Genomic DNA, 19,053 nt, shown 5'->3' with positions numbered 1-19,053 from the left:
ACCACCTACACCGGAAGCATGCCAGAGATTGCCGTTACGATCAGGCCAAAGACGACCATGAAAATGAAGAACTTCCAAATGGTCTTCCACCATTGGCCAAACGAGATCTTTGCCACGGCAAGGCCGGCGACCGTCATGCCCGCCACGGGACTGATGGTGTTGATGGTCTGATTAGCAAACTGGAGCGCGGTAACAGCTGCCTCGGGATTGAGGCCCATAAGCTCGGTCAGGGGGCCCATAACAGGCATGGTGAGCGCCGCCAGGCCAGAACTCGAGGGAACCAGCAAAGAGAGCAGGCCAAGGACGATATACATAAACGTGGTGTAGACGGCGGCGGGTGCACCGGCGAGCGCAGTAGCGAGCGCCTGGAGAATGGTGTCGATGATCATGCCGCCCTCGGCGATGACCAGAATACCGCGAGCGATACCAATAACGATGGCGGCGTACGCAAAGTCGGCGAGACCTTTAACGAACTCCTCAGCAATCGTCTGCTGGTCAAGACCGCCCAGGATACCGGCAAGCAAGCCCATGCCAAGGAACACGGCGGAAATCTCATTCATGTACCAACCCTGGGTAACAAGACCCCAGACGATAATGCCCATACCGCAAGCAAAATCGATAAGCACGAGCTTCTGACGGATAGTGAACTCTTCCTCGATGGAGGCGTCGGTCACGGAAAACTCGATACGCTTGAGCTTATCGTCCTCGTACGTAATGGACGACTCGGGGTTTTTCTTGACGCGCATGGCGTAGCGCATGGCCCATGCGATACCGACGGCAGTGAAGATGACCCAAGAAACGGCGCGCAGCCACAGTTGCGGATTGCCCTCGATGCCGATAATGCCCTGTGCGATCAAGACGTTAAACGGGTCGATGGTCGAAGCACAATATCCCAGGTTAGGACCAAGGAAGCAGATGATGAATGCCGTCATCGAGTCATAACCGATACCCATCATGATGGGAATGAAGATGGCATAGAACGGCAGGGCTTCCTCAGACATACCAAACGTAGTGCCGCAAATGGACAGCAACGTCATCGTAATGGGAATGATGAGGATGTCCTTGTTCTTGAGCTTTTTAATCACACGGCTCATGCCGGCATTCAAAGCGTTGGTCTTGGTGATGATTGCGAACGATCCGCCAATCAATAAGACGAACGCAACGACGTCGGCAGCCTCTTGGATGCCCTTAGTGGGCGCTTGCAGGACCGCGAAGATATCCTGACCCAGATTGATGGTCTCGCCGGTCTCGGAATCGGTGTAGTTCTTATCGACCTGTTCATAGGTTCCAGCAACGGCGACTTCACGCTCGCCCGCCGCTGTCGAAATCGTCTTGCGCTGATACTGACCAGAGGGAACGATCCAAGTCAGGACCGCAAAGACAACGATCAGCAAGAACATGATCGTATAGACATGCGGTAATTTGAACTTAAAACGTCTGTTTGTCTTCTTCGCCTTCGTATCTGACATAGATACCTCCAAAGAACTCGAGATTGCATCGCATCTCGCTTCAACGTTTGCACAAGGCAAACGTTCTATGACGTTCTATAGATTACCAGCAGCTTTTCTCGTCATCAAGATAATTTCAAACTGATTGCCGCAACGCGGTTGAACGGTTGCGTTTGTGCCGTGAACGGTATGGAAACGCCCGGTGAGATGATCCACCGGGCGTCTCCATTCGCAATGTCCTAGATGTCAAAAACGTAGCGAGACCCAACGATCCGCTGACGACCGATGATAAACGGCCGCCGCTGCTCATCAAAGAAGAAGGCTTCCATATAAAACAAGGGTTCGCCAACGGGAACCGCCAGCAACCGAGCGACCTCGGGCGATGCGCACGCGATCTCGAGCGTGCACGGGTCGGTAAACGCAGGCGTCCGCCCCGTCCGGTTGCGCACGAACTCAAAAATGGATTGGTTAGATAGAGGCGCCGTTGATAGATAGGCGTTGTCCTCGTAAACGTATATGTTGTTCTCAAGCATGACAGGGACGCCATCGGCAGTACGCACGCGCTCAACGCAAATCAAGTCAGTTCCAACGGGAACACCAAAGAACTGTGCTTCGGTGAAATCCGCTGGCAGTATCTTTCTCGAAATGACACACGCCCCCGGTTCCATTCCGTTAGCGCGGCATGCGTCCGAAAAACTCTGGACGTCATCCTTCTGGCGAATCTTGCGCTTGAGCTTGGGGGCATTGACAAACGTGCCTTTCCCCTGTCGCTTCGTTAGATAGCCCTGTTGGACGAGCTCCTCAATAGCGCGTCGCACGGTAACGCGGCCAACTTTATAGCTCTCAGCCAATTCGAATTCGTTGGGTATCCGCGCACCTGCCTTGTAGGCACCGGAGTTGATTTCGTTTTTAATGATATCAATGACCTGTTGGTACAGCGGTATCGCTGCTTTACCGTCAGTTAGCCCTTCAGTCGGTGGCATATACCCTCTCCCAGCACAATTAAGTCAAAAGCGGGCTCAAGGGCATTCAACAAGCCCTTGAGCCCGCATTAGCATTAATTATGATTGCTGCCGCGCCAAAATGTCGGGTATTTACTCATCAGACCCGAAAAACGCGCAACTACCGCGCTCCTAAGAAAGCGTGAGCAGCTCCGGCAGCTGGTCGATAATCTTGTCCGCGGCATCCTGGCTAAAGCCAAAGCGCTCCTCGCGCTTGGCAACGACCGTCAGGCCGGCTCGCTTGCCGGCAGTGATGCCAGGCACCGAATCCTCGACGCAGCAGCAGCGATTCGCGGGCAGCCCCAGCAGGTCCAGCGCATGCAGGTAGATGTCGGGCTCGGGCTTGCTCTCCTTAAACTGCTCGCCACTCACCACATACTCAAAGGCATCCGACAGCCCGCATGCGTTGAGCACTTCTTCGATGCTATCCATGGGAGATGAGCTGGCAAGCGCCACGCGAACGCCACGGCGCGGCAGCTCTCGAATCGTATCCACGGCGCCCGGGTTAATCAAAGCCTGATAGTCGCGCGGACGCTTATGCGCCCACTCATCCCAACGGGCCAACGCTTCCTCGCCAGTGAAATGCCCCTTACCGGCGCGCTCAAACCAATCGACCAGCATATGCAGGAAGAACTGATGCGAGGTACCGACTTGCCCATTCAACTCCTCTTGAGTCAGGTTAAGCCCAAGCTCCTTGGCAAACGCGGCAGTCTCGCCCAGGTAGTAATACTCGGTATCGACAATGACACCGTCCATGTCAAAGATAACGGCGTCGAACGGAAATGCGGACACGGCACCCTCCCTAACAAAAGGGCGCCCGCAAGCAGGCGCCCAAACCATGCATTAATCGGCGATTCTAACCCAGCAGCTTATCCAGCGCCACTGCAATACCGTCTTCGTTGTTATTGGCGGTTACCATCTGGGCAACTGCCTTAACCTCATCGACGGCGTTGCCCATGGCAACACCGGTGCCGGCCCACTCAATCATGGACTTGTCGTTCTGGCCGTCGCCAAACGAGACGACCTCGCTGGCATCGATACCGAGCTTGGGCAGGGCACCCTCGAGCGCACGGGCTTTGTCGATACCGGGCGCCGTGTACTCAAAGTACCAGTCGGCCGTAAACATGCCCGAAAGCGTCTGGGTAAAGGGCGCATACATCTCCTCGTAATGCGCCTGCAGGTAGGTCGGATCACCCGCCGTCAGCAGCTTGTCCACGGGATAAGTGTCCACGACCTCATGCAGGCTCTCGACCTCGCGAATCTTAAGATCGCACGCATCGCGCTCATACTTGACGATATTCTTCTGCAAGCCGTCAGGCAGCGTGATCATGCAATGGTACGAGTCCTCGACGTGCAAATCGCGACCGAGCGAAATCATAGGGATCACGTCGAAATTGCGCAGATGATCAATCAGACGGTGCAGTTCGTCAGCCGGCATGGCCTGGTCAAAAAGGACCTCATCGGTCTGAGCGTCGACCACGTGCGCGCCATTAAAGGCAACTAGCAGACCGTCATGGTTTTGAAGGTCGAGCTCCTGCGCCAAGGCGTGCAACCCCCATGCGGGACGGCCCGAAGCCAAGATGAGCTTAATGCCCGACTCCTGCGCCGCGAGCAGCTTCTCGCGCGTACGCGGGCTAATTACCTTCTGGTCGTTGGTGAGCGTACCGTCGATATCCATTGCGATGGCTTTGATTGCCATATATGCCTCCCTGTCATTGAACAACCTTGTCTGAGTCATCATACAGAATGCCCGCCACGCCTTCGTTTGCAACGAGTAAAAAGCTATATTGTCCCGAACATGAACGGCGTGCAGTCGTTGAGCTCAATCGCTCGGGTCAAATACGTCTGCTAGCGACTCTCATCCGTCGGTGCGCCCTCGACGATTACGATTGCCGCCGAGGCACCCAGTGCGCTGGCGCCGACCTCGATAAACGCACGATTCTCCTCATAGGTATGAATGCCGCCCGCTGCCTTATTCATCCAAATAGCAAAGGGCCCGCATCCCAACGGATACGGGCCCTTGTCAGCTATGCGTTACTTATCGCAGCGAATCCTACTTGCGGTGAGCACGGTAGAACTCGATGAGCGCCTGGGTCGAAGCGTCCTGCTCGGCCTTGGCGGCGTCGTCGTGGAAGGCCGGGGTGATCTGCTTGGCAAGCTGCTTGCCCAGCTCGACGCCCCACTGGTCGTAGGAGTCGATGCCCCAGACCGTACCCTCGACAAACACGATGTGCTCGTACAGGGCGATGAGCTCGCCGAGCGCAAACGGGCTCAGCGTGTCACCGAAGATAGAGGTCGTCGGACGGTTGCCCTCAAAGCAGCGGGCCGGGACGATCTGCTCGGGCGTGCCCTCGGCGCGCACCTCATCGGCCGTCTTGCCAAAGGCGAGCGCCTTGGTCTGAGCCAGGAAGTTGCCCAGGAACAGCTCGTGGACGTCCTGACCGTTGTCGGTCGCGGGGTTGGCGGTGTTGGCGAAAGCGATAAAGTCGGCCGGAACAACCACGGTGCCCTGGTGCAGCAGCTGATAGAAGGCGTGCTGGCCATTGGTGCCGGGCTCGCCCCAGAAGATCTCACCGGTGTCGGAGGTCACGGCGCTGCCATCCCAGCGGACATGCTTGCCGTTGGACTCCATGGTGAGCTGCTGCAGGTAGGCCGGGAAGCGGTGCAGGTACTGGCTGTACGGAAGCACGGCGTGGCTCTTGGAGCCGAAGAAGTTGACGTACCAGACGTTGAGCAGGCCCATCAGCGCGACGGCGTTGCTCTCGAGCGGCGTGTTGCAGAAGTACTCGTCGATGGCGTGGAAGCCCTCGAGGAACTGCTGGAAGTGCTCGGGGCCGAGCACGACGATCAGCGACAGGCCCACGGCGGAGTCAACGGAATAGCGGCCGCCGACCCAGTTCCAGAAACCGAAGGCGTTGGCGGGGTCGATACCGAAGGCCTCGACCTTCTCGAGTGCGGTGGAAACGGCGACGAAGTGCTTTGTCACGGCCTCGGCGTTCTGCTCATCGGAGCCGTCGATGGCGCCCTGAGCCTTGAGCTGCTCGAGCATCCAAGTCTTGACCTCGCGGGCGTTGGTGAGGGTCTCGAGCGTGGTGAAAGTCTTGGAGACGATGATCACGAGCGTGGTCTCGGGATCCAAACCCTTGAGCTTCTCGGCCTGGTCGTTGGGGTCGATGTTGGAGATGTAGCGGCAGTCGATACCGGCGTCGGCATAGGGACGCAGGGCCTCGTAGGCCATGACCGGACCCAGATCGGAGCCGCCGATGCCGATGGACACCAGGTGCTCGATCTTCTTGCCGGTAACGCCCCTCCACTCACCGGAGCGCACGCGCTCGGCGAAGGCATACATGCGGTCGAGAACCTCGTGCACGTCGGCGACGACGTCCTGGCCGTCGACGATGAGCTGGCCCTTCTCGCTTGCCGGGCGGCGCAGCGCGGTGTGCAGGACGGCGCGGTCCTCGGTGGTGTTGATGTGCTCGCCGGAGAACATGGCGTCGCGGCGCTCCTCGAGCTTCACCTCGCGGGCAAGATCGCACAGCAGCTTGACGGTCTCATCAGTCACCAGGTTCTTGGACAGGTCGAAGTGCAGGTCGCCGGCGTCAAAGCTCAGCTTGTTCACGCGCTCGGCATCGGCGGCGAACCAGGCCTTGAGGTCGATACCCTCGGCCTCGAGCTTCTCCTGATGGGCCTCGAGCGCCTTCCAAGCGGCAGTCGACGTAGCATCGATAGGTGCGGCAACAGTTGCCATAGAGTCCTCCTCAGCATACGGGCGCACGCCTCCATGCGCCCGGACATTCAGATGCCACTATTCTAGCGCAGGTCAAGACTATAATCAGCGAGCGTTGCCAATCGGCCCCCAAACGGCAACCGACCAAAAAGGGACAGGTTTAATTTGGCAGGTCAAACGCTTTACCAATCAAAAATAACCTATCCCTTTATGCCAAATATTAGGCCGCAGCGCAGACGCTACCGAGCAACTCACGCAGAGGAGACCCGATGCCCTCCAGCAGTTCGGGCGCGATGATGGCAAAAACGGGAACCTCGCCGGCCCCCACGACGGCAGGCACCTTGCCCTCCGAGACGATACATCCATAAGGGACAAAACCGTCTTCGCCGACATCGAGCGCCGCCATGCGACGGGCGAGCTCGCGCGCAAAGCCGGCAGTATCGGCATCGCCAATCGCCAAGACAAAGTCCACGCCTTCGTCGGTCGCCAGGGCCACGGCTTCGTCGATCAGCTCGTCTCCTCCGTCGCCTTCAACCGAGCCGCAGCGGAAAAGCACGCGCTCGAGCAGAGCTCGATCAACCGAGCCCAGCGCCGCCGAAACGAGCTCATCACGCGTGTGCTTGTCGCCTCCCAGCACGACCAGTGCCTTGGTGCCGCCATAGTGGGCAACCAATCGCCCGCACCAGCGAGCCACATCCCCATCCGCAACCAAGCGCGTCGGCATACCAAACCCATAGTTGACCATTGTCCCCACAACCCTTCCGTGCTTTATGGTGGTATCGATCGTTAGGCTCATGCTACGAAGCGAGCTTTTCCGAGCTGTTTCGCGCTCTTTAGGGCTGCGTTAAAATCAGATTCGATCCGACATGGCGTCCAGTTGCGACAATTAGACGGTCAAAATCCAAGGGCCAAGACGCACGAACAGGATGAGCCAGACAAAAGACAGGCAAAACCCGCCCAGCACATCCGAAACGTAGTGCACGCCCAGATAGACACGGCTGACGCCCACCGCAAGGATGACGCACGCGAGTGCAACCTCGATGGCGGCGCCGAACGGAAGGCCACACACGCCACACCGCACCAACCATATACCATAGCCATAAAACGCCATGGCCGCCATCGAGTGGCCCGAGGGGAAGCTCAGCCCCGGCGCCTCGACAAGCCGAAATCCCTGTGGACGAGGTCGATGCACAAGGACCTTTAACAGCTGGTCGATTGCGCTGATAGCACCGACATTGAAGGCGGCCCAGACAACATGGGGCCAATTGGGCGCCCACAGCATCGCCGCGGCTAGCACACCGACGACAAACGGCAGCGACGCCAAACTCGAGGCGGCTTTCATCGCGGCCGTCAACACCGGCGACCGAAGCCTCTCGACAAGCAGCAAGTAACCCACCTCATCGATTCTTATAGCCCGTCCTTTGAGTACCTTGATCAGCAGGCAAACAAAGATCGCAAGGCACAGCACGAACAGTATCAGAAGTGCAAGATCACCCATATCGATGGTCATCCATACCCCCTCAGCGTATTCAACACATTAAGGCTACCGGCTCACTGTAAACACTCGGTAAACCTGCCAAAATAAACCTGTCCCTTTTTGGTAGGTTTTGACGGTGTCCGGTCGAGCGAGTATTATCGAACAGGTATTCGATAAGAACATGTGTTTGATGAAAGGGCACGGATGGCGCACGAGCAGCACACCTACATCTGTATCGACCTCAAGACGTTTTATGCCAGCGTCGAGTGCGTCGATCGTGGGCTCGATCCGCTCACCACCAACCTGGTCGTTGCCGACGAATCGCGCGGACGCACGACCATCTGTCTCGCTATCACGCAGGCCATGAAGGATCTAGGGATTCACAATCGCTGCCGCCTGTTCGAGATTCCCGATGGCATCGACTACATCAAGGCCGTACCGCGCATGCAGCACTACATGGAGGTGTCGGCGCAGATCTACGGTATCTACCTGAAATACGTCAGTCCGCAAGACGTTCACGTCTACTCAATTGACGAGTGCTTTATCGACGTGACACCCTATCTGGACCTCTATCACACCGATGCGGAAGGCTTCGCCTGCATGTTGCGCGACGAGGTCCTGGTGCGCACCGGCATCACGGCGACGGTCGGCATCGGCCCCAACCTATTCCAGGCCAAGGTTGCACTCGATATTACCGCCAAGCACGTGCCCAGCCGTATCGGCATACTCGACGACGAGATCTTTCGCAAGGAGATCTGGCCCCATCGCCCCATCACCGACATCTGGGGCATCGGCCCCGGCGTGGCAGCCCGTCTCGAGAAATACGGCGTCTACGACCTGATGGGCGTCGCCGCACTCGACGAGAACCTGCTCTACGACGAACTCGGCGTCAATGCCGAATATCTTATCGACCACGCCTTCGGGCGTGAGCCGACAACCATCGCCGATATCCAAGCTTATCGCCCGCAAGCGACCTCGACCACCACAGGGCAGGTGCTCTCGAGGGGCTATGCCTACGAGCAGGCCTACACCGTCTTGCGCGAAATGGTCGATGCCGCCGTGCTGGATTTGATCGACAAGCACGTGGTGTGCGACAGCATCTCGCTCTTTGTGGGCTATGCAAGCGAGCGCGCCGACATACGCCGGCTCAACGCCAGCGGCACGGCGCAGTATATAGACGGCTGCGGACACCTGCGCTCGAGTACTTCGGGCATCGAGCCCGCAGCGACCGACGGCCCCGAGCTCGCGCACCGCGCACCGAAACCCGTCCAGCGAGATGACGAACGCCGACGTTTGGTGCGAGAGGCACAGGCGATTGACGGCATCTTTGTGGGCGAACACGGCGGCAAGCCGCGTGGTGGCAATGCCGCGCTCTTTGCGCACTCCAACGCCTCGCGCAAGCTGCCCGAGAGCACTAATTCGTTTAAGAAGATCATGGGGTATTTCGATGATCTTTGGGCACAAACGGTCGACCCCAAGCGACCGGTCAAGCGTATCAATCTGGGCTTTGGCAATCTGGTGCCCGAAGAATTTGCCACCATCGATCTGTTTAGCGACGTCGAGGCCGATGAGCGCGAGCGCGACCTGGCACGCGCCGTGTTAGCCGTTAAAGGCAAATATGGCAAGAACGCCCTGGTCAAAGGATTGAGCTTTACCGTCGGCGCCACCGCACGCGAACGCAACGATCAGGTAGGAGGACATCGTGCCTAAGTCCCAACAACGGCCGATGCGGCCACCGACGCCTTTTGAACGTCTAGCGGACCCCGAGGGAAGACGTCGATCCGCCGACCCCAGACTCACCGCCAACGGTGCCGTGCGCGCCAACCGCGCCGCACAGTTTATGCCCTTTGCCGCCCTCACGGGATACTACGAGCTCGTGCGCAAGCAAGAGATCGCCGTCGAACCAAAATGTGAGCTAACGGAAGAGAAAGCCCTCGAGCTTTCGCATAAGCTCGAGGGCCTCAAACGTGGCGACCTGGTCCGCGTCACCTATTACGATACGTACGGCTATCGCTCCCGCACCGGCATCCTCGACGAGGTACTCCCCGCCTTCAAGTTCCTCAAGCTCAAAGACATCGTCATCGATTTCGATGACATTCAAGATATCGAACTGCGCGGACGTGCCTAGACAAGAAAATACATCCAAGGCGGCGCTTACAGTGTCATGACGTAGTAGCCCGCATCCCTCACGGCCGCCTCGAGTACCTCGCGGTCGATCGGGTTTTTAGAATGGATGCGCGCCGTGTGGTCCGCATACGTCACCGTGGCCCAAATGCCATCCAGGGCATTGAGGGCATTGGCCACGTTCTGAGCGCAGCCGTCGCAACTCATGCCGCCGATGAGCAGCTCATCGCTATAGGGATAGTGCGACGCATCGGTATCCGTCACAACAACCTTTTTGGCCTTCTTGCCGCTCGCACCATCGCTGCAACAACTCTTCCCGTGTGTCGAAGCGGCAATGCGACGCAGTCCAAAAAACATGCCGACGGCAATGACGGCCAGCACGATGAGATTCGCAGGGTTGAGCAAGTCACTCATGCGTTCCCCTTTCAAGTAGCCCTATCTAGATACCCCCATGGGGTGTCCCCATCTTAACCCAAAATCATGTCCGTTCGATCAATTAGTTTCCCTCTTCAAACTTTTTTGTTGACCATGGCTTACTTTTGTGTATAAGTTTTCCTAGGCTAACAGTTTAGATCCGTAAGGAGCGCCGTGACTCGAACCATAGACATCCCAACGTTTCAGGCAGCAGTCGTGCGCAACTGCTCTCCCACGCTCGCGGGCATCAAGCCGGCATCGCTCTTTACCTATCCAGGCGCCTACGCCCACGGGGACGGCTCGACCGCGACCGAAACCATCGCAGAACGCCGAGCACACCTGCTCAACGTTATCGCCCAGTGCAATCGCGAGCTTGACCCGCTCGGCATCCACCTGAGTGTTCTGGTCTGGCGGCCCTGTGGAGCACTCGTGTACGTGTACCGAGCCAAAAGCCTCACCACCTATTTCGCAGACCCTCGCGCCCAAACAGCGCTCGCCTCGGAAGGCTACGACACGAGAGACCTTTCGACATGCCTTGTGCATTTGGCATCACGCATCACGCTCGCGAGCAATAACGTCGCGGAATGCGCCTGCAGCCAGACTCGATGCGCACTGCCCCAGCAAGCTCGCTGCAGCGAAGACTGCGCCTGCGAGTTTCCGCACGAAATAGGTTACTTCCTGGGATACCCCTACGACGACGTGCACGAGTTTATCGTCCAGCGCGGCGAGAACTACAAGGTCTTTGGGGCTTGGAAGGTCTACGCGAATGTCGAGCAGGCGCTTGTGACGTTTGATGCCTACCGTGCCTGCACCCAATACTTCACTTTTATCTATCAGCAGGGCTGCAGCCTGGCGCAACTTGCCCAGGCAACCCGATAGAACGTACAAGCCGCGGCCAGCGCCGCACGACCGAAAGGACACAACATGAGCAAGATCGCCGTCGTCTATTGGAGCGGCACGGGCAATACCGAGGCCATGGCGGACCTCGTCGCCGAAGGCGCCACGTCCGCGGGTGCCGAGACTGAGGTCATCCCCTGCGCCGACTTCTCTGCCGACAGGGCCGCCGACTACGACGCCTTCGCCTTCGGCTGCCCCGCCATGGGCTCCGAGGAACTCGAGTACGATGAGTTCCAGCCGATGTGGGACGAGGTCAAGGAGACTCTCGGCGACAAGAAGGTCGTCCTCTTTGGCTCCTATTCGTGGGCCGAGGGCGAGTGGATGGACAATTGGAAGGCCGACGCCGACGACGCCGGCGTCAACGTCGTGGACTCCACCATCTGCTACGACGCGCCCGACGACGAGGGCGAGGCGGCCTGCCGCGCCCTTGGAGCCGAGCTCGCCTAGCGGCAATGAGCTCCGCCCGTAACGCGCTCTGCACCAAAACACATTCGCGTCCCAACAAAAACGGGAGCCGGATCACATCCAGCTCCCGTTTTCTGTTATGTCAGTCATATAAAGCGGCTACGAGATATTGCCCAAGAACGCCTTGGTGCGCTCGCTCTTGGGGTGGTCGAAGACCTCGCTCGGCGTACCCTCTTCCACGATAACGCCACCGTCCATAAAGACGACGCGGTCGGCGACGTCGCGGGCAAAGCCCATCTCGTGCGTCACGACGATCATGGTCATGCCGTCGCGTGCCAGGTCGCGCATGACACCCAGAACGTCGCGAACCAGCTCGGGATCGAGCGCCGACGTGGCCTCGTCAAAGAGCATGACGTGAGGGTTCATCGACAGGGCGCGGGCGATGGCAACGCGCTGCTGCTGGCCGCCCGAGAGCTGGCTCGGCATAAAGTCGATACGCTCGGCAAGACCGACCTTGGTCAGCTCCTCGACGGCAATCTTCTCGGCTTCTTCCTTGCTGCGCTTGAGTACCTTTTGCTGCGCGAGCATGACGTTCTTTTTGACTGACAGGTGCGGGAACAAATTGAACTGCTGGAACACCATACCCAGATGCGTACGCACCTTGTTAAGGTCGACGCCCTTGGCGCACACGTCCACGCCCTCAACGACAATCGAGCCGCTCGTGGGATGCTCCAGACGATTGATGCAGCGAAGCATCGTCGACTTGCCCGAACCCGAAGGGCCTAGGACTACGACGACCTCGCCCTTGTGCACATCCAAATCGATATCGCGCAGGACCACGTTATCGCCAAAGGCCTTCTGGAGGTTCTTGATGCTGACGACGACCTCGTTCGAGTTATTGGTTTCGCTCATGATAGGACCTCCTTACAGACCGGCGATGTGATCGGCGGGCGTCGCGACGACCTGTCCGGCGCTCTTGGCGGGATGCTTCTTCTTGGTTTCGGCCGTACCCAACAGCCTCGCCTCAAGACCGCTCACCAAGCGAGCAAGCGGCAGGGTGATGACCAGGTAGAACAGGGCGGCAACCACATACGGCGTGATGGACCCCGTCGTGGCCACGATGGTGCGGGCGTTCATGACGATCTCGACCACGCCCACGGCCGCAAGCAGCGACGTATCCTTGTAAAGCAGGATGAACTCACTGGTCAATGTAGGCAAAACATTGCGGAACGTCTGCGGAATCATAACGTAGAGCAGTGTCTGGAAGGCGTTCATGCCCAGCGAGCGCGCGGCCTCGTTCTGGCCCTTGGGGATCGACTGAATACCGGCGCGGAAGATCTCGCACAGGTAGGCGGACGAGTTCATGGCCATGACGATGACGCCCAGCACATAGTCGTCAACCTTGACGCCGGCCAGCGGCAGGCCAAAAAACGCGATGTAGATCTGCAGGAACGCCGGCGTACCACGGATGATATTCACATAGATGCCGGCAAGGCAACGCAGGATGCGCGACTTGGAGATGCGCATGAGCGACAAGGCAAAGCCAAAGGGAATTGCCAGCGGAAACGCCACGAGCACGATCGAGAGCGACATGAGGAAGCCTTTGAAGACGATCGGCAGGCTCTGGACCAAAATGACCGGGTTCAGGAACAGGCGAAGGAACATGTTGGAATTCCATGCCTTGACCCACGGCTGCCCCTTAAGGTCGGCCAGGAAGCTATCGAATGCCGTCACGCCCTTGATCTCCACCGACGGAATCTTGGAGATCTTCTTGATCGAACCATCGGCCAAAGTGCAGGTGCCGCTAAAGGCCTCGTCGCCACCCTCGACGGGGAAGGTCACGCCGTAGACCTCGACGCGGAAATAGCCGCCGGCGGGCGCCGTCTCGCCAAAATCGATCTTGAGCGTCTGGCCGTCGACCTTGCACGTAGGCTTCATGGGCGTACGGTCCATAAGGTCATCGCCCGAGAGCATCGTCAGACGCGTGCCGTCCGCACCAAAGGTCGTACCATCGGCAAACGTCAGCGAAAGGCCGCTCAGTTCCTCATCGGCATCGGCCTGGACCTCCCAGGTGATGCGGGTCTCGGTGCCACCGACCACGTCGCTGCCCGAACCGGTATTGGGTCGGGCGGTGATCTTTGCGGTCTCAAGCGCCTGAGCAGTCGAGGGCACGCAGGCCCCCGCGCATACCAGGGCGAGCGCCACAGCCAGGGCACAGGCCAGCTTTTGGAGCATCGAGGGCAGTGGATAGCTCTGGCCCATAGCTCCTTGGTTCAATCGAGACAAGGTGGCTCCTAACGTTTAAGTTGCCGACATAACGGGGCGGTATCGTGCCCATTCAAGAACCGCAAAGGCCCTCTCCGCCAAAACGGAAAGGGCCCGCGCGCAATCAAGTGACTATTTTACTTGATGTTGTACTTAGCCATGAGGGCGTCAACGGTACCGTCGTCGGTCAGGTCCTTGATGGCCTGGTTGATGTCGCCCTTGAGCTTGGTGTTGCCCTGGTTGATGGCGATAGCATACTCCTCACCGGTGCTGATCTGCTTAACCGTATGGCAGGTATTGAACTGCTCGGCGGTCAGCTGGCTGGCAACGGAGCGATTGGTAACCACGGCGTCGCCCTTGTCGGACTGCAGGGCGCTGAAGCACTCGGTGGCGTCCTTATAGGGGACGATCTTGGCCTTGGGGAAGTTCTCCTGGGCAAAGGCCTCGGCGGTCGAACCGGACTGGACGATGATCGTGGCGTCAGCATTGTTGAGCTTCTCACTGTAGTTATCGGCCGTAATGTCGGCGTTATCGACCTTGGTCACGATAGCCTGATCGTCCATGTAGTAAGAGTCGGAGAACGCGACTTCCTTCTCACGCTCGGGCGTGTCCGTGATGGCCGCGATGGCGACGTCATACTTGGCGCCCGAAGCAACGCCGGGGACGAGCGTGTCGAAGTCGTTGTTGACGTACTCGACATCCAGACCCAGCTTGTCAGCGATAGCCTTGATAAGCTCAAGGTCAAAGCCCTGGTAGTCGCCGTTATCATCCTTATACTCAAACGGCGCATACTCGGCAGAGGTGCCGACGGTCAGCGTGCCGTCCTTGACGAGCGCATATTCCTTGGAGCCGTCGACCTTCTCGACCTTCGCGTTGTCAGAGCTGCTGGAACCGGCATCGGAACCAGAGGTGGCGTTGGACGAGCCGCAGCCCGTCAGTGCGAGGGCGAGCGCCATGGCGCCCGTGGCGGCAAATGCGCCAAGCTTCTTGAGCTTCATAATCAGTCTCCTTCCGGTGACCTCGTTTGATTCAGAGGTCTGCAAAAACTGTTGGATATTATGCACCCGTAAGTGCGAATCTGCAATTAGAAAACTGATTGAAACAAACGCATAACGTGCATGGAATACTCCACTTTGTGACAGTCGTTACTGGTGCAACGACCTTAATAGTGTAATTTCCATCGCATAACCTGCAAGTTCGTTAGGCGTCTCCAAAATAAATGGAAGTGCACGCAAGCGGTTATTCGATACAATATTCTGCATAACCTGCATACCGCCGCCAAACTCCTCGCTGCCAAGGTATCCCTTGCCGATGCACTCGTGACGATCTTTATGGGCGCCACAGGGGTTTTTCGAATCGTTGATGTGTACGGCATGCAAGCGGTCGATACCCACCACGCGGTCGAACTCGTCGAGTACGCCGTCCAGATCATGGATGATGTCATAGCCGGCATCGCTCACATGGCAGGTGTCCAGACACACGCCTAGCTTGTCCGATAGCTCTGGACGCCTGGCGGCAGCACCCTCGATAATGCGCGCCAGCTCTTCAAAGCTACGGCCCACCTCGGTACCCTTTCCCGCCATGGTCTCGAGCAGCACCGTCGTCTGCTGCCCCTCAAACATCACCTGGCACAAGGTGTCGACGATCATCTGAATGCCAGCATCAGTCCCCTGCCCCACATGCGCGCCGGGGTGGAAGTTGTAGTAGTTGCCGGGCAGCGCTTCCAGACGCTGCAAGTCCTCGGCCATTGCCTCCAACGCAAACTCGCGCGCCCGCTCTTTGGCAGAACAGGGGTTGTAGGTATAGGGGGCATGCGCCACGAGTGGGCCAAAATCATTTTGCGCCATAAGGTCACGCAGGGCCGCCACATCATCCATGTCAAGGTCTTTCGCCTTGCCGCCGCGCGGATTGCGCGTAAAGAATGCAAAGGTGTTGGCGCCGATGGATAGCGCCGTCTCCCCCATCGCCCGATAGCCCTTCGTCGTCGAAAGGTGGCACCCAATCGTCAGCATCTCCAGCTCCCCCTCATCAGTTGCGGTGAAATAGTTCCTGTTTAAGCCCTATTCTGCCGCAAACAGGAACTATTCCACCGCAAGTTATAAAAGAGTCACGAGGAGCGCGTTTTGCCGAAGGCCTTAAGCACCGCCGTCACGGGTCCAGGCTGAAAACGGCGGCGTACGTCGTCCAAGCGCCCGGGAATATCGATGTGCTGTGGGCAGTGCCGCGCGCATTTGCCGCATTTGACGCAATTGCTCACCAACTTGGGCTCGCTTGTGCGCACGGCGCTCGCCGTAAAGTACTGCGATAGACCCGTAAACCAGCTGTGCGCATAACTTGCGTTGTAGGCGGCGAAACACCCAGGGATATTGATGCCTTTAGGACACGGCATGCAATAGCCACATCCCGTGCAGGGCACGCGATTCGATTTTTCAAACTCTGCCAGCACGCGTGCGATGGCATCGAGCTGAGCAGCCGTCATCGAATCCGGCAGGGCCCGATCGGCCAACGCCGCGTTCTCATCCACCTGCGCGGTATCGGTCATACCCGAAAGCAGCATTGTCACCTGAGGATGATTCCACACCCACGAAAGCCCCCAAGCAGCCGGCGTCTTCAGGTACGGATCGCATACGCCATCGAGCACGGCGCGGGCCCGCGGAGGCAGCTTGCCCGCCAGGCGTCCACCCAAAAGCGGTTCCATCACAAACACCGCGAGCCCGCGCTCGGCGGCTGCCATGAGCCCCGCCGTTCCCGCTTGGTAGCGCTCTCCAGCGTAGTTGTACTGGATCTGACAAAAGTCCCAGTCATACGCGTCAAGCATCGTGAAGAAGTCCGCCGCACTACCGTGGTACGAAAAACCTATCTGCCGAATGCGCCCCGCCGCCTTTTGACGCGCGATCCAGTCCTCGATACCCAACGCCGCCACGCGCTCCCACTGCGCGGGCGAGGTGATGTTGTGCATGAGATAGTAGTCGATATGATCAGTCCGCAAACGGTGCAGCTGCTCGTCAAAAAAGCGGTCGAAATCCTCCGCACATTTGCACGAAGCGTGCGGCAACTTGGTCGCAAGAAAAATCTGGTCGCGCAGACCCAAGCGCTCAAGCGAAGCTCCCACACAAGCCTCGTTACCGGGGTAGAGATAGGCCGTGTCCAGATAGGTTATCCCTTGCTCCACCGCACGGGAAATGATGGCATCGGCCGTCTTCGCATCGGGGTGTCCCGGCGCACCGGGAAACCTCATGCAACCCAGCCCCAGCGCCGAGATACGGTTTCCGCTTTTGGGGTCAACGCGATATTGCACTGCCCCTCCTCTCCCCTCGAAGCCCTAATGAGGCGAAACACAACGGCCACATCATCGAAACACATTGGAATCACAATCGAGAACGTATCGTAACGTAGCAGAAATCGAGCTGTCACGACACCGCTCTAACATCAGCAAAAAGCCCGATGAAAGGAGTCACCCATGCCCGCACTCAATCTTTGGAACCTCGCATCCCAGCTCAAAAGCACCGATTATCGCTGGGTCGACCTCACCCACACGCTCTCGTGCGACACCCCGCACTGGTTTGGCTTTAAGCCATTTGAGTCCACCAAGCTCTTCGACTACCTGCCCGGCACGCCCGAGGATATGCTCGCGCCCATGCGTTGCTTCCAGTATTCGGTCGCCTCGCAGTACGGCACCCACGTCGATGCACCGCGCCACTTCCATGTTGACGGCCGTTCCCTTGGCGAGATCGAACCCATCGAGTTTATGCATCCGCTCTGCGTAATCGACAAGCACGAGGAGTGCGCCGCCAACCCCGACTTTATCCTGACCGTCGATGACCTCAAAGCTTGGGAGGACGAGCACGGTCGTATTCCCGAGGACGCTTTCGTCGCCTTCCGCTCCGACTGGTCCAAGCTCGCCGACCTGGAGAACAAAGACGAGGACGGCCAGCCCCACTACCCCGGCTGGGACCTCGACGCCATCAAATGGCTCGTAGAAGAGCGCAATATCGGCGCCATCGGCCACGAACCGGCAGACACCGACCCCGCGACCGTGACCACACGCGAGAATGCCTACCCCTACCCCGGCGAACAGTACATCCTCTCGGTCGACCGTTACCAGATCGAGGTCATGGACCATCTGGACGAGCTTCCCGCCACGGGCGCCGTCATTTTCTGCACCTTCCCCAAGGTCCGCGATGGCGTCGGATATCCCGCACGCGTTTTCGCGGTCTGCCCCGCGGCATAAGCGCACAACGCAATAGTTTCTTTTTCATAACAGCAGCCCCGCGCGCTCACCAAACGCCCCGGCGACATACAATCCATCAGGCGCCCCTTACGCGGGCGCCTTTTATATGGGGAGATGATTCATATGCAGATCAACAAAGTCGCCTTTATCGGCAAGGGCGGCGTCGGCCTGCTCTACGGCAGTATGATCGCCAAGGCCCTCGGCAATGGCGCCGTCGAATACGTTATGGATGACGCCCGTTTCGAGCGTCACGCGGGCGATGCGCTCACCGTCAACGGCATGCCCTGTGCGCTCAAATCTGTCCGCACCAGCGAGGCAACGCCCGCCGATCTGGTCATTCTTACGGTCAAGACGACTGGACTCGATGTGGCACTCAAGACTATGGAGCGCGTCGTGGGGCCCAATACGCTCATCGCCTCGCTGTGCAACGGCATTACGAGCGAGCAAAAGATCGCCGAGCGCTTTGGCTGGAAGCATACCGTTCTTGGTATTTGCCAGGGCATGGACGCCGTGTTCCTCAACGGAGAGCTCACCTTCACCAACACGGGAGAAATCCGCTTTGGCGCGGCAGCCGGTACGGATCCCGCAACCATCACCGCAATCGACGAGCTCTACACGCGTTGCGGCATCGCACACACCGTCGAGGCAGACATCGCGCACCGCATGTGGGCCAAGCTTATGCTCAACGACGGCATCAACCAGACCTGCATGGCTTACGGCGGCACGTACGGAAGCGCCACGAAACAGGGCTCCGAGCAGCGCCGTTGCTTTGTTTCCGCCATGCGCGAGACACTTGCAGTCGCCAATGTCGAAGGCATCGAGCTGACCGAGGCGGACCTGACGCAGATGGTGCGCCTCATCGAGGGACTCGACCCTGCCGGCATGCCGTCGATGGCGCAAGACCGCGTCGCGCGACGCAAAACCGAGGTCGAGGAGTTCGCTGGCACCATCTGCCGTCTGGCGGCCAAGCACGATATCCAGACACCGCAGAACGAATGGCTCTATCAGCGCATTCGCGATATCGAGGCAAGCTGGTAGCGCCCGGCTCACCACGTCAACAGACT

At 58.6% G+C, this 19,053-nt stretch carries 20 protein-coding genes; 6 read left to right on the top strand and 14 right to left on the bottom strand.

Features of this window, described 5'->3' with window-relative positions; all coding sequences use genetic code 11:
• Window positions 1–5 precede the first annotated feature (5 nt).
• The 8 genes from SFLMC1_RS06090 to SFLMC1_RS06060 form a co-directional block, all read right to left on the bottom strand.
• Window positions 6–1,469 (bottom strand): YfcC family protein, encoded by a 1,464-nt coding sequence (locus SFLMC1_RS06090; protein ID WP_118205965.1) that lies wholly within the window; start codon window positions 1,467–1,469, stop codon window positions 6–8.
• A gap of 218 nt (window positions 1,470–1,687) precedes the next feature.
• On the bottom strand, window positions 1,688–2,431 hold the full coding sequence (locus SFLMC1_RS06085) for a GntR family transcriptional regulator (protein WP_152074845.1): 744 nt from the start codon (window positions 2,429–2,431) through the stop codon (window positions 1,688–1,690).
• Window positions 2,432–2,581: 150 nt separating this feature from the next.
• The gene (locus SFLMC1_RS06080) at window positions 2,582–3,241 is read right to left on the bottom strand and encodes an HAD family hydrolase (protein WP_306437775.1); all 660 of its coding nucleotides are present in this window, start codon (window positions 3,239–3,241) and stop codon (window positions 2,582–2,584) included.
• Window positions 3,242–3,305: 64 nt separating this feature from the next.
• A complete protein-coding gene (locus SFLMC1_RS06075) occupies window positions 3,306–4,148 on the bottom strand; it encodes a Cof-type HAD-IIB family hydrolase (RefSeq protein WP_187323880.1) in 843 nt (280 codons plus the stop codon).
• Window positions 4,149–4,297: 149 nt separating this feature from the next.
• Window positions 4,298–4,429, bottom strand: a complete 132-nt coding sequence (locus SFLMC1_RS11285) for a hypothetical protein (protein ID WP_261981429.1) — start codon at window positions 4,427–4,429, stop codon at window positions 4,298–4,300.
• A gap of 73 nt (window positions 4,430–4,502) precedes the next feature.
• Complete coding sequence (gene pgi, locus SFLMC1_RS06070; protein WP_152074848.1) at window positions 4,503–6,197, bottom strand: glucose-6-phosphate isomerase; 1,695 nt, start codon at window positions 6,195–6,197, stop codon at window positions 4,503–4,505.
• A 199-nt stretch (window positions 6,198–6,396) separates the two neighbouring features.
• Window positions 6,397–6,900: an iron-containing alcohol dehydrogenase gene (locus SFLMC1_RS06065; RefSeq protein WP_187323879.1), complete on the bottom strand. Its 504-nt coding sequence runs from the start codon at window positions 6,898–6,900 to the stop codon at window positions 6,397–6,399.
• A gap of 162 nt (window positions 6,901–7,062) precedes the next feature.
• Window positions 7,063–7,686 carry a phosphatase PAP2 family protein gene (locus tag SFLMC1_RS06060; protein ID WP_152074850.1) on the bottom strand — a complete coding sequence of 208 codons (624 nt, stop codon included), beginning with the start codon at window positions 7,684–7,686 and terminating at the stop codon, window positions 7,063–7,065.
• A gap of 171 nt (window positions 7,687–7,857) precedes the next feature.
• Here SFLMC1_RS06060 and SFLMC1_RS06055 point away from each other — a divergent pair, with 171 nt between their 5' ends.
• Together SFLMC1_RS06055 and SFLMC1_RS06050 are read left to right on the top strand one after the other, a co-directional pair.
• Window positions 7,858–9,363, top strand: coding sequence for a DNA repair protein (locus SFLMC1_RS06055; protein WP_152074851.1), 1,506 nt, complete (start codon window positions 7,858–7,860; stop codon window positions 9,361–9,363).
• Window positions 9,356–9,781, top strand: coding sequence for a hypothetical protein (locus SFLMC1_RS06050; protein WP_226814306.1), 426 nt, complete (start codon window positions 9,356–9,358; stop codon window positions 9,779–9,781). The genes SFLMC1_RS06055 and SFLMC1_RS06050 overlap by 8 nt, the downstream gene beginning before the upstream one ends.
• A gap of 26 nt (window positions 9,782–9,807) precedes the next feature.
• On the opposite strand, the gene SFLMC1_RS06045 is transcribed toward SFLMC1_RS06050, so the two are convergent.
• Window positions 9,808–10,191: a heavy-metal-associated domain-containing protein gene (locus tag SFLMC1_RS06045; RefSeq protein WP_152074852.1), complete on the bottom strand. Its 384-nt coding sequence runs from the start codon at window positions 10,189–10,191 to the stop codon at window positions 9,808–9,810.
• A 174-nt stretch (window positions 10,192–10,365) separates the two neighbouring features.
• Between SFLMC1_RS06045 and SFLMC1_RS06040 the strand changes: the two genes are divergently transcribed.
• Together SFLMC1_RS06040 and SFLMC1_RS06035 are read left to right on the top strand one after the other, a co-directional pair.
• Complete coding sequence (locus SFLMC1_RS06040) at window positions 10,366–11,070, top strand: DUF3793 family protein (RefSeq protein WP_152074853.1); 705 nt, start codon at window positions 10,366–10,368, stop codon at window positions 11,068–11,070.
• A 45-nt stretch (window positions 11,071–11,115) separates the two neighbouring features.
• Window positions 11,116–11,535, top strand: coding sequence for a flavodoxin (locus SFLMC1_RS06035; RefSeq protein ID WP_152074854.1), 420 nt, complete (start codon window positions 11,116–11,118; stop codon window positions 11,533–11,535).
• A gap of 117 nt (window positions 11,536–11,652) precedes the next feature.
• Here SFLMC1_RS06035 and SFLMC1_RS06030 read toward each other — a convergent pair whose 3' ends face one another.
• The 5 genes from SFLMC1_RS06030 to SFLMC1_RS06010 all read right to left on the bottom strand — a co-directional run bounded on the left by SFLMC1_RS06030 (window position 11,653) and on the right by SFLMC1_RS06010 (window position 17,056).
• Window positions 11,653–12,405, bottom strand: a complete 753-nt coding sequence (locus SFLMC1_RS06030; RefSeq protein WP_055251428.1) for an amino acid ABC transporter ATP-binding protein — start codon at window positions 12,403–12,405, stop codon at window positions 11,653–11,655.
• A 12-nt stretch (window positions 12,406–12,417) separates the two neighbouring features.
• Window positions 12,418–13,755, bottom strand: a complete 1,338-nt coding sequence (locus SFLMC1_RS06025; protein WP_226814307.1) for an ABC transporter permease subunit — start codon at window positions 13,753–13,755, stop codon at window positions 12,418–12,420.
• 140 nt (window positions 13,756–13,895) lie between these two features.
• Window positions 13,896–14,756, bottom strand: a complete 861-nt coding sequence (locus SFLMC1_RS06020) for an ABC transporter substrate-binding protein (protein ID WP_152074855.1) — start codon at window positions 14,754–14,756, stop codon at window positions 13,896–13,898.
• 147 nt (window positions 14,757–14,903) lie between these two features.
• On the bottom strand, window positions 14,904–15,770 hold the full coding sequence (locus SFLMC1_RS06015; RefSeq protein ID WP_152074856.1) for a deoxyribonuclease IV: 867 nt from the start codon (window positions 15,768–15,770) through the stop codon (window positions 14,904–14,906).
• Window positions 15,771–15,865: 95 nt separating this feature from the next.
• Complete coding sequence (locus SFLMC1_RS06010; RefSeq protein ID WP_152074857.1) at window positions 15,866–17,056, bottom strand: aldo/keto reductase; 1,191 nt, start codon at window positions 17,054–17,056, stop codon at window positions 15,866–15,868.
• 162 nt (window positions 17,057–17,218) lie between these two features.
• On the opposite strand from SFLMC1_RS06010, the gene SFLMC1_RS06005 reads away from it, so the two are divergent.
• Together SFLMC1_RS06005 and SFLMC1_RS06000 are read left to right on the top strand one after the other, a co-directional pair.
• Complete coding sequence (locus SFLMC1_RS06005) at window positions 17,219–17,989, top strand: cyclase family protein (RefSeq protein WP_152074858.1); 771 nt, start codon at window positions 17,219–17,221, stop codon at window positions 17,987–17,989.
• Window positions 17,990–18,112: 123 nt separating this feature from the next.
• Window positions 18,113–19,027 carry a ketopantoate reductase family protein gene (locus tag SFLMC1_RS06000; RefSeq protein ID WP_226814308.1) on the top strand — a complete coding sequence of 305 codons (915 nt, stop codon included), beginning with the start codon at window positions 18,113–18,115 and terminating at the stop codon, window positions 19,025–19,027.
• Window positions 19,028–19,053: the final 26 nt, after the last annotated feature.

Origin of the sequence: Collinsella aerofaciens (assembly GCF_901212495.1) — a bacterium.
Lineage (GTDB): Bacteria > Actinomycetota > Coriobacteriia > Coriobacteriales > Coriobacteriaceae > Collinsella > Collinsella aerofaciens_H.
This window is presented reverse-complemented; position numbering and strand designations above follow the sequence as displayed.

Coding starts and splice junctions, on each gene's coding strand:
- SFLMC1_RS06020 (WP_152074855.1), bottom strand. CDS start 14,756: ATGAAGCTCAAGAAGCTTGGCGCATTTGCCGCCACGGGCGCCATGGCG.
- SFLMC1_RS06025 (WP_226814307.1), bottom strand. CDS start 13,755: ATGGGCCAGAGCTATCCACTGCCCTCGATGCTCCAAAAGCTGGCCTGT.
- SFLMC1_RS06090 (WP_118205965.1), bottom strand. CDS start 1,469: ATGTCAGATACGAAGGCGAAGAAGACAAACAGACGTTTTAAGTTCAAA.
- SFLMC1_RS11285 (WP_261981429.1), bottom strand. CDS start 4,429: ATGAATAAGGCAGCGGGCGGCATTCATACCTATGAGGAGAATCGTGCG.
- SFLMC1_RS06030 (WP_055251428.1), bottom strand. CDS start 12,405: ATGAGCGAAACCAATAACTCGAACGAGGTCGTCGTCAGCATCAAGAAC.
- SFLMC1_RS06055 (WP_152074851.1), top strand. CDS start 7,858: ATGGCGCACGAGCAGCACACCTACATCTGTATCGACCTCAAGACGTTT.
- SFLMC1_RS06045 (WP_152074852.1), bottom strand. CDS start 10,191: ATGAGTGACTTGCTCAACCCTGCGAATCTCATCGTGCTGGCCGTCATT.
- SFLMC1_RS06035 (WP_152074854.1), top strand. CDS start 11,116: ATGAGCAAGATCGCCGTCGTCTATTGGAGCGGCACGGGCAATACCGAG.
- SFLMC1_RS06060 (WP_152074850.1), bottom strand. CDS start 7,686: ATGACCATCGATATGGGTGATCTTGCACTTCTGATACTGTTCGTGCTG.
- pgi (WP_152074848.1), bottom strand. CDS start 6,197: ATGGCAACTGTTGCCGCACCTATCGATGCTACGTCGACTGCCGCTTGG.
- SFLMC1_RS06065 (WP_187323879.1), bottom strand. CDS start 6,900: ATGCCGACGCGCTTGGTTGCGGATGGGGATGTGGCTCGCTGGTGCGGG.
- SFLMC1_RS06075 (WP_187323880.1), bottom strand. CDS start 4,148: ATGGCAATCAAAGCCATCGCAATGGATATCGACGGTACGCTCACCAAC.
- SFLMC1_RS06085 (WP_152074845.1), bottom strand. CDS start 2,431: ATGCCACCGACTGAAGGGCTAACTGACGGTAAAGCAGCGATACCGCTG.
- SFLMC1_RS06015 (WP_152074856.1), bottom strand. CDS start 15,770: ATGCTGACGATTGGGTGCCACCTTTCGACGACGAAGGGCTATCGGGCG.
- SFLMC1_RS06000 (WP_226814308.1), top strand. CDS start 18,113: ATGCAGATCAACAAAGTCGCCTTTATCGGCAAGGGCGGCGTCGGCCTG.
- SFLMC1_RS06005 (WP_152074858.1), top strand. CDS start 17,219: ATGCCCGCACTCAATCTTTGGAACCTCGCATCCCAGCTCAAAAGCACC.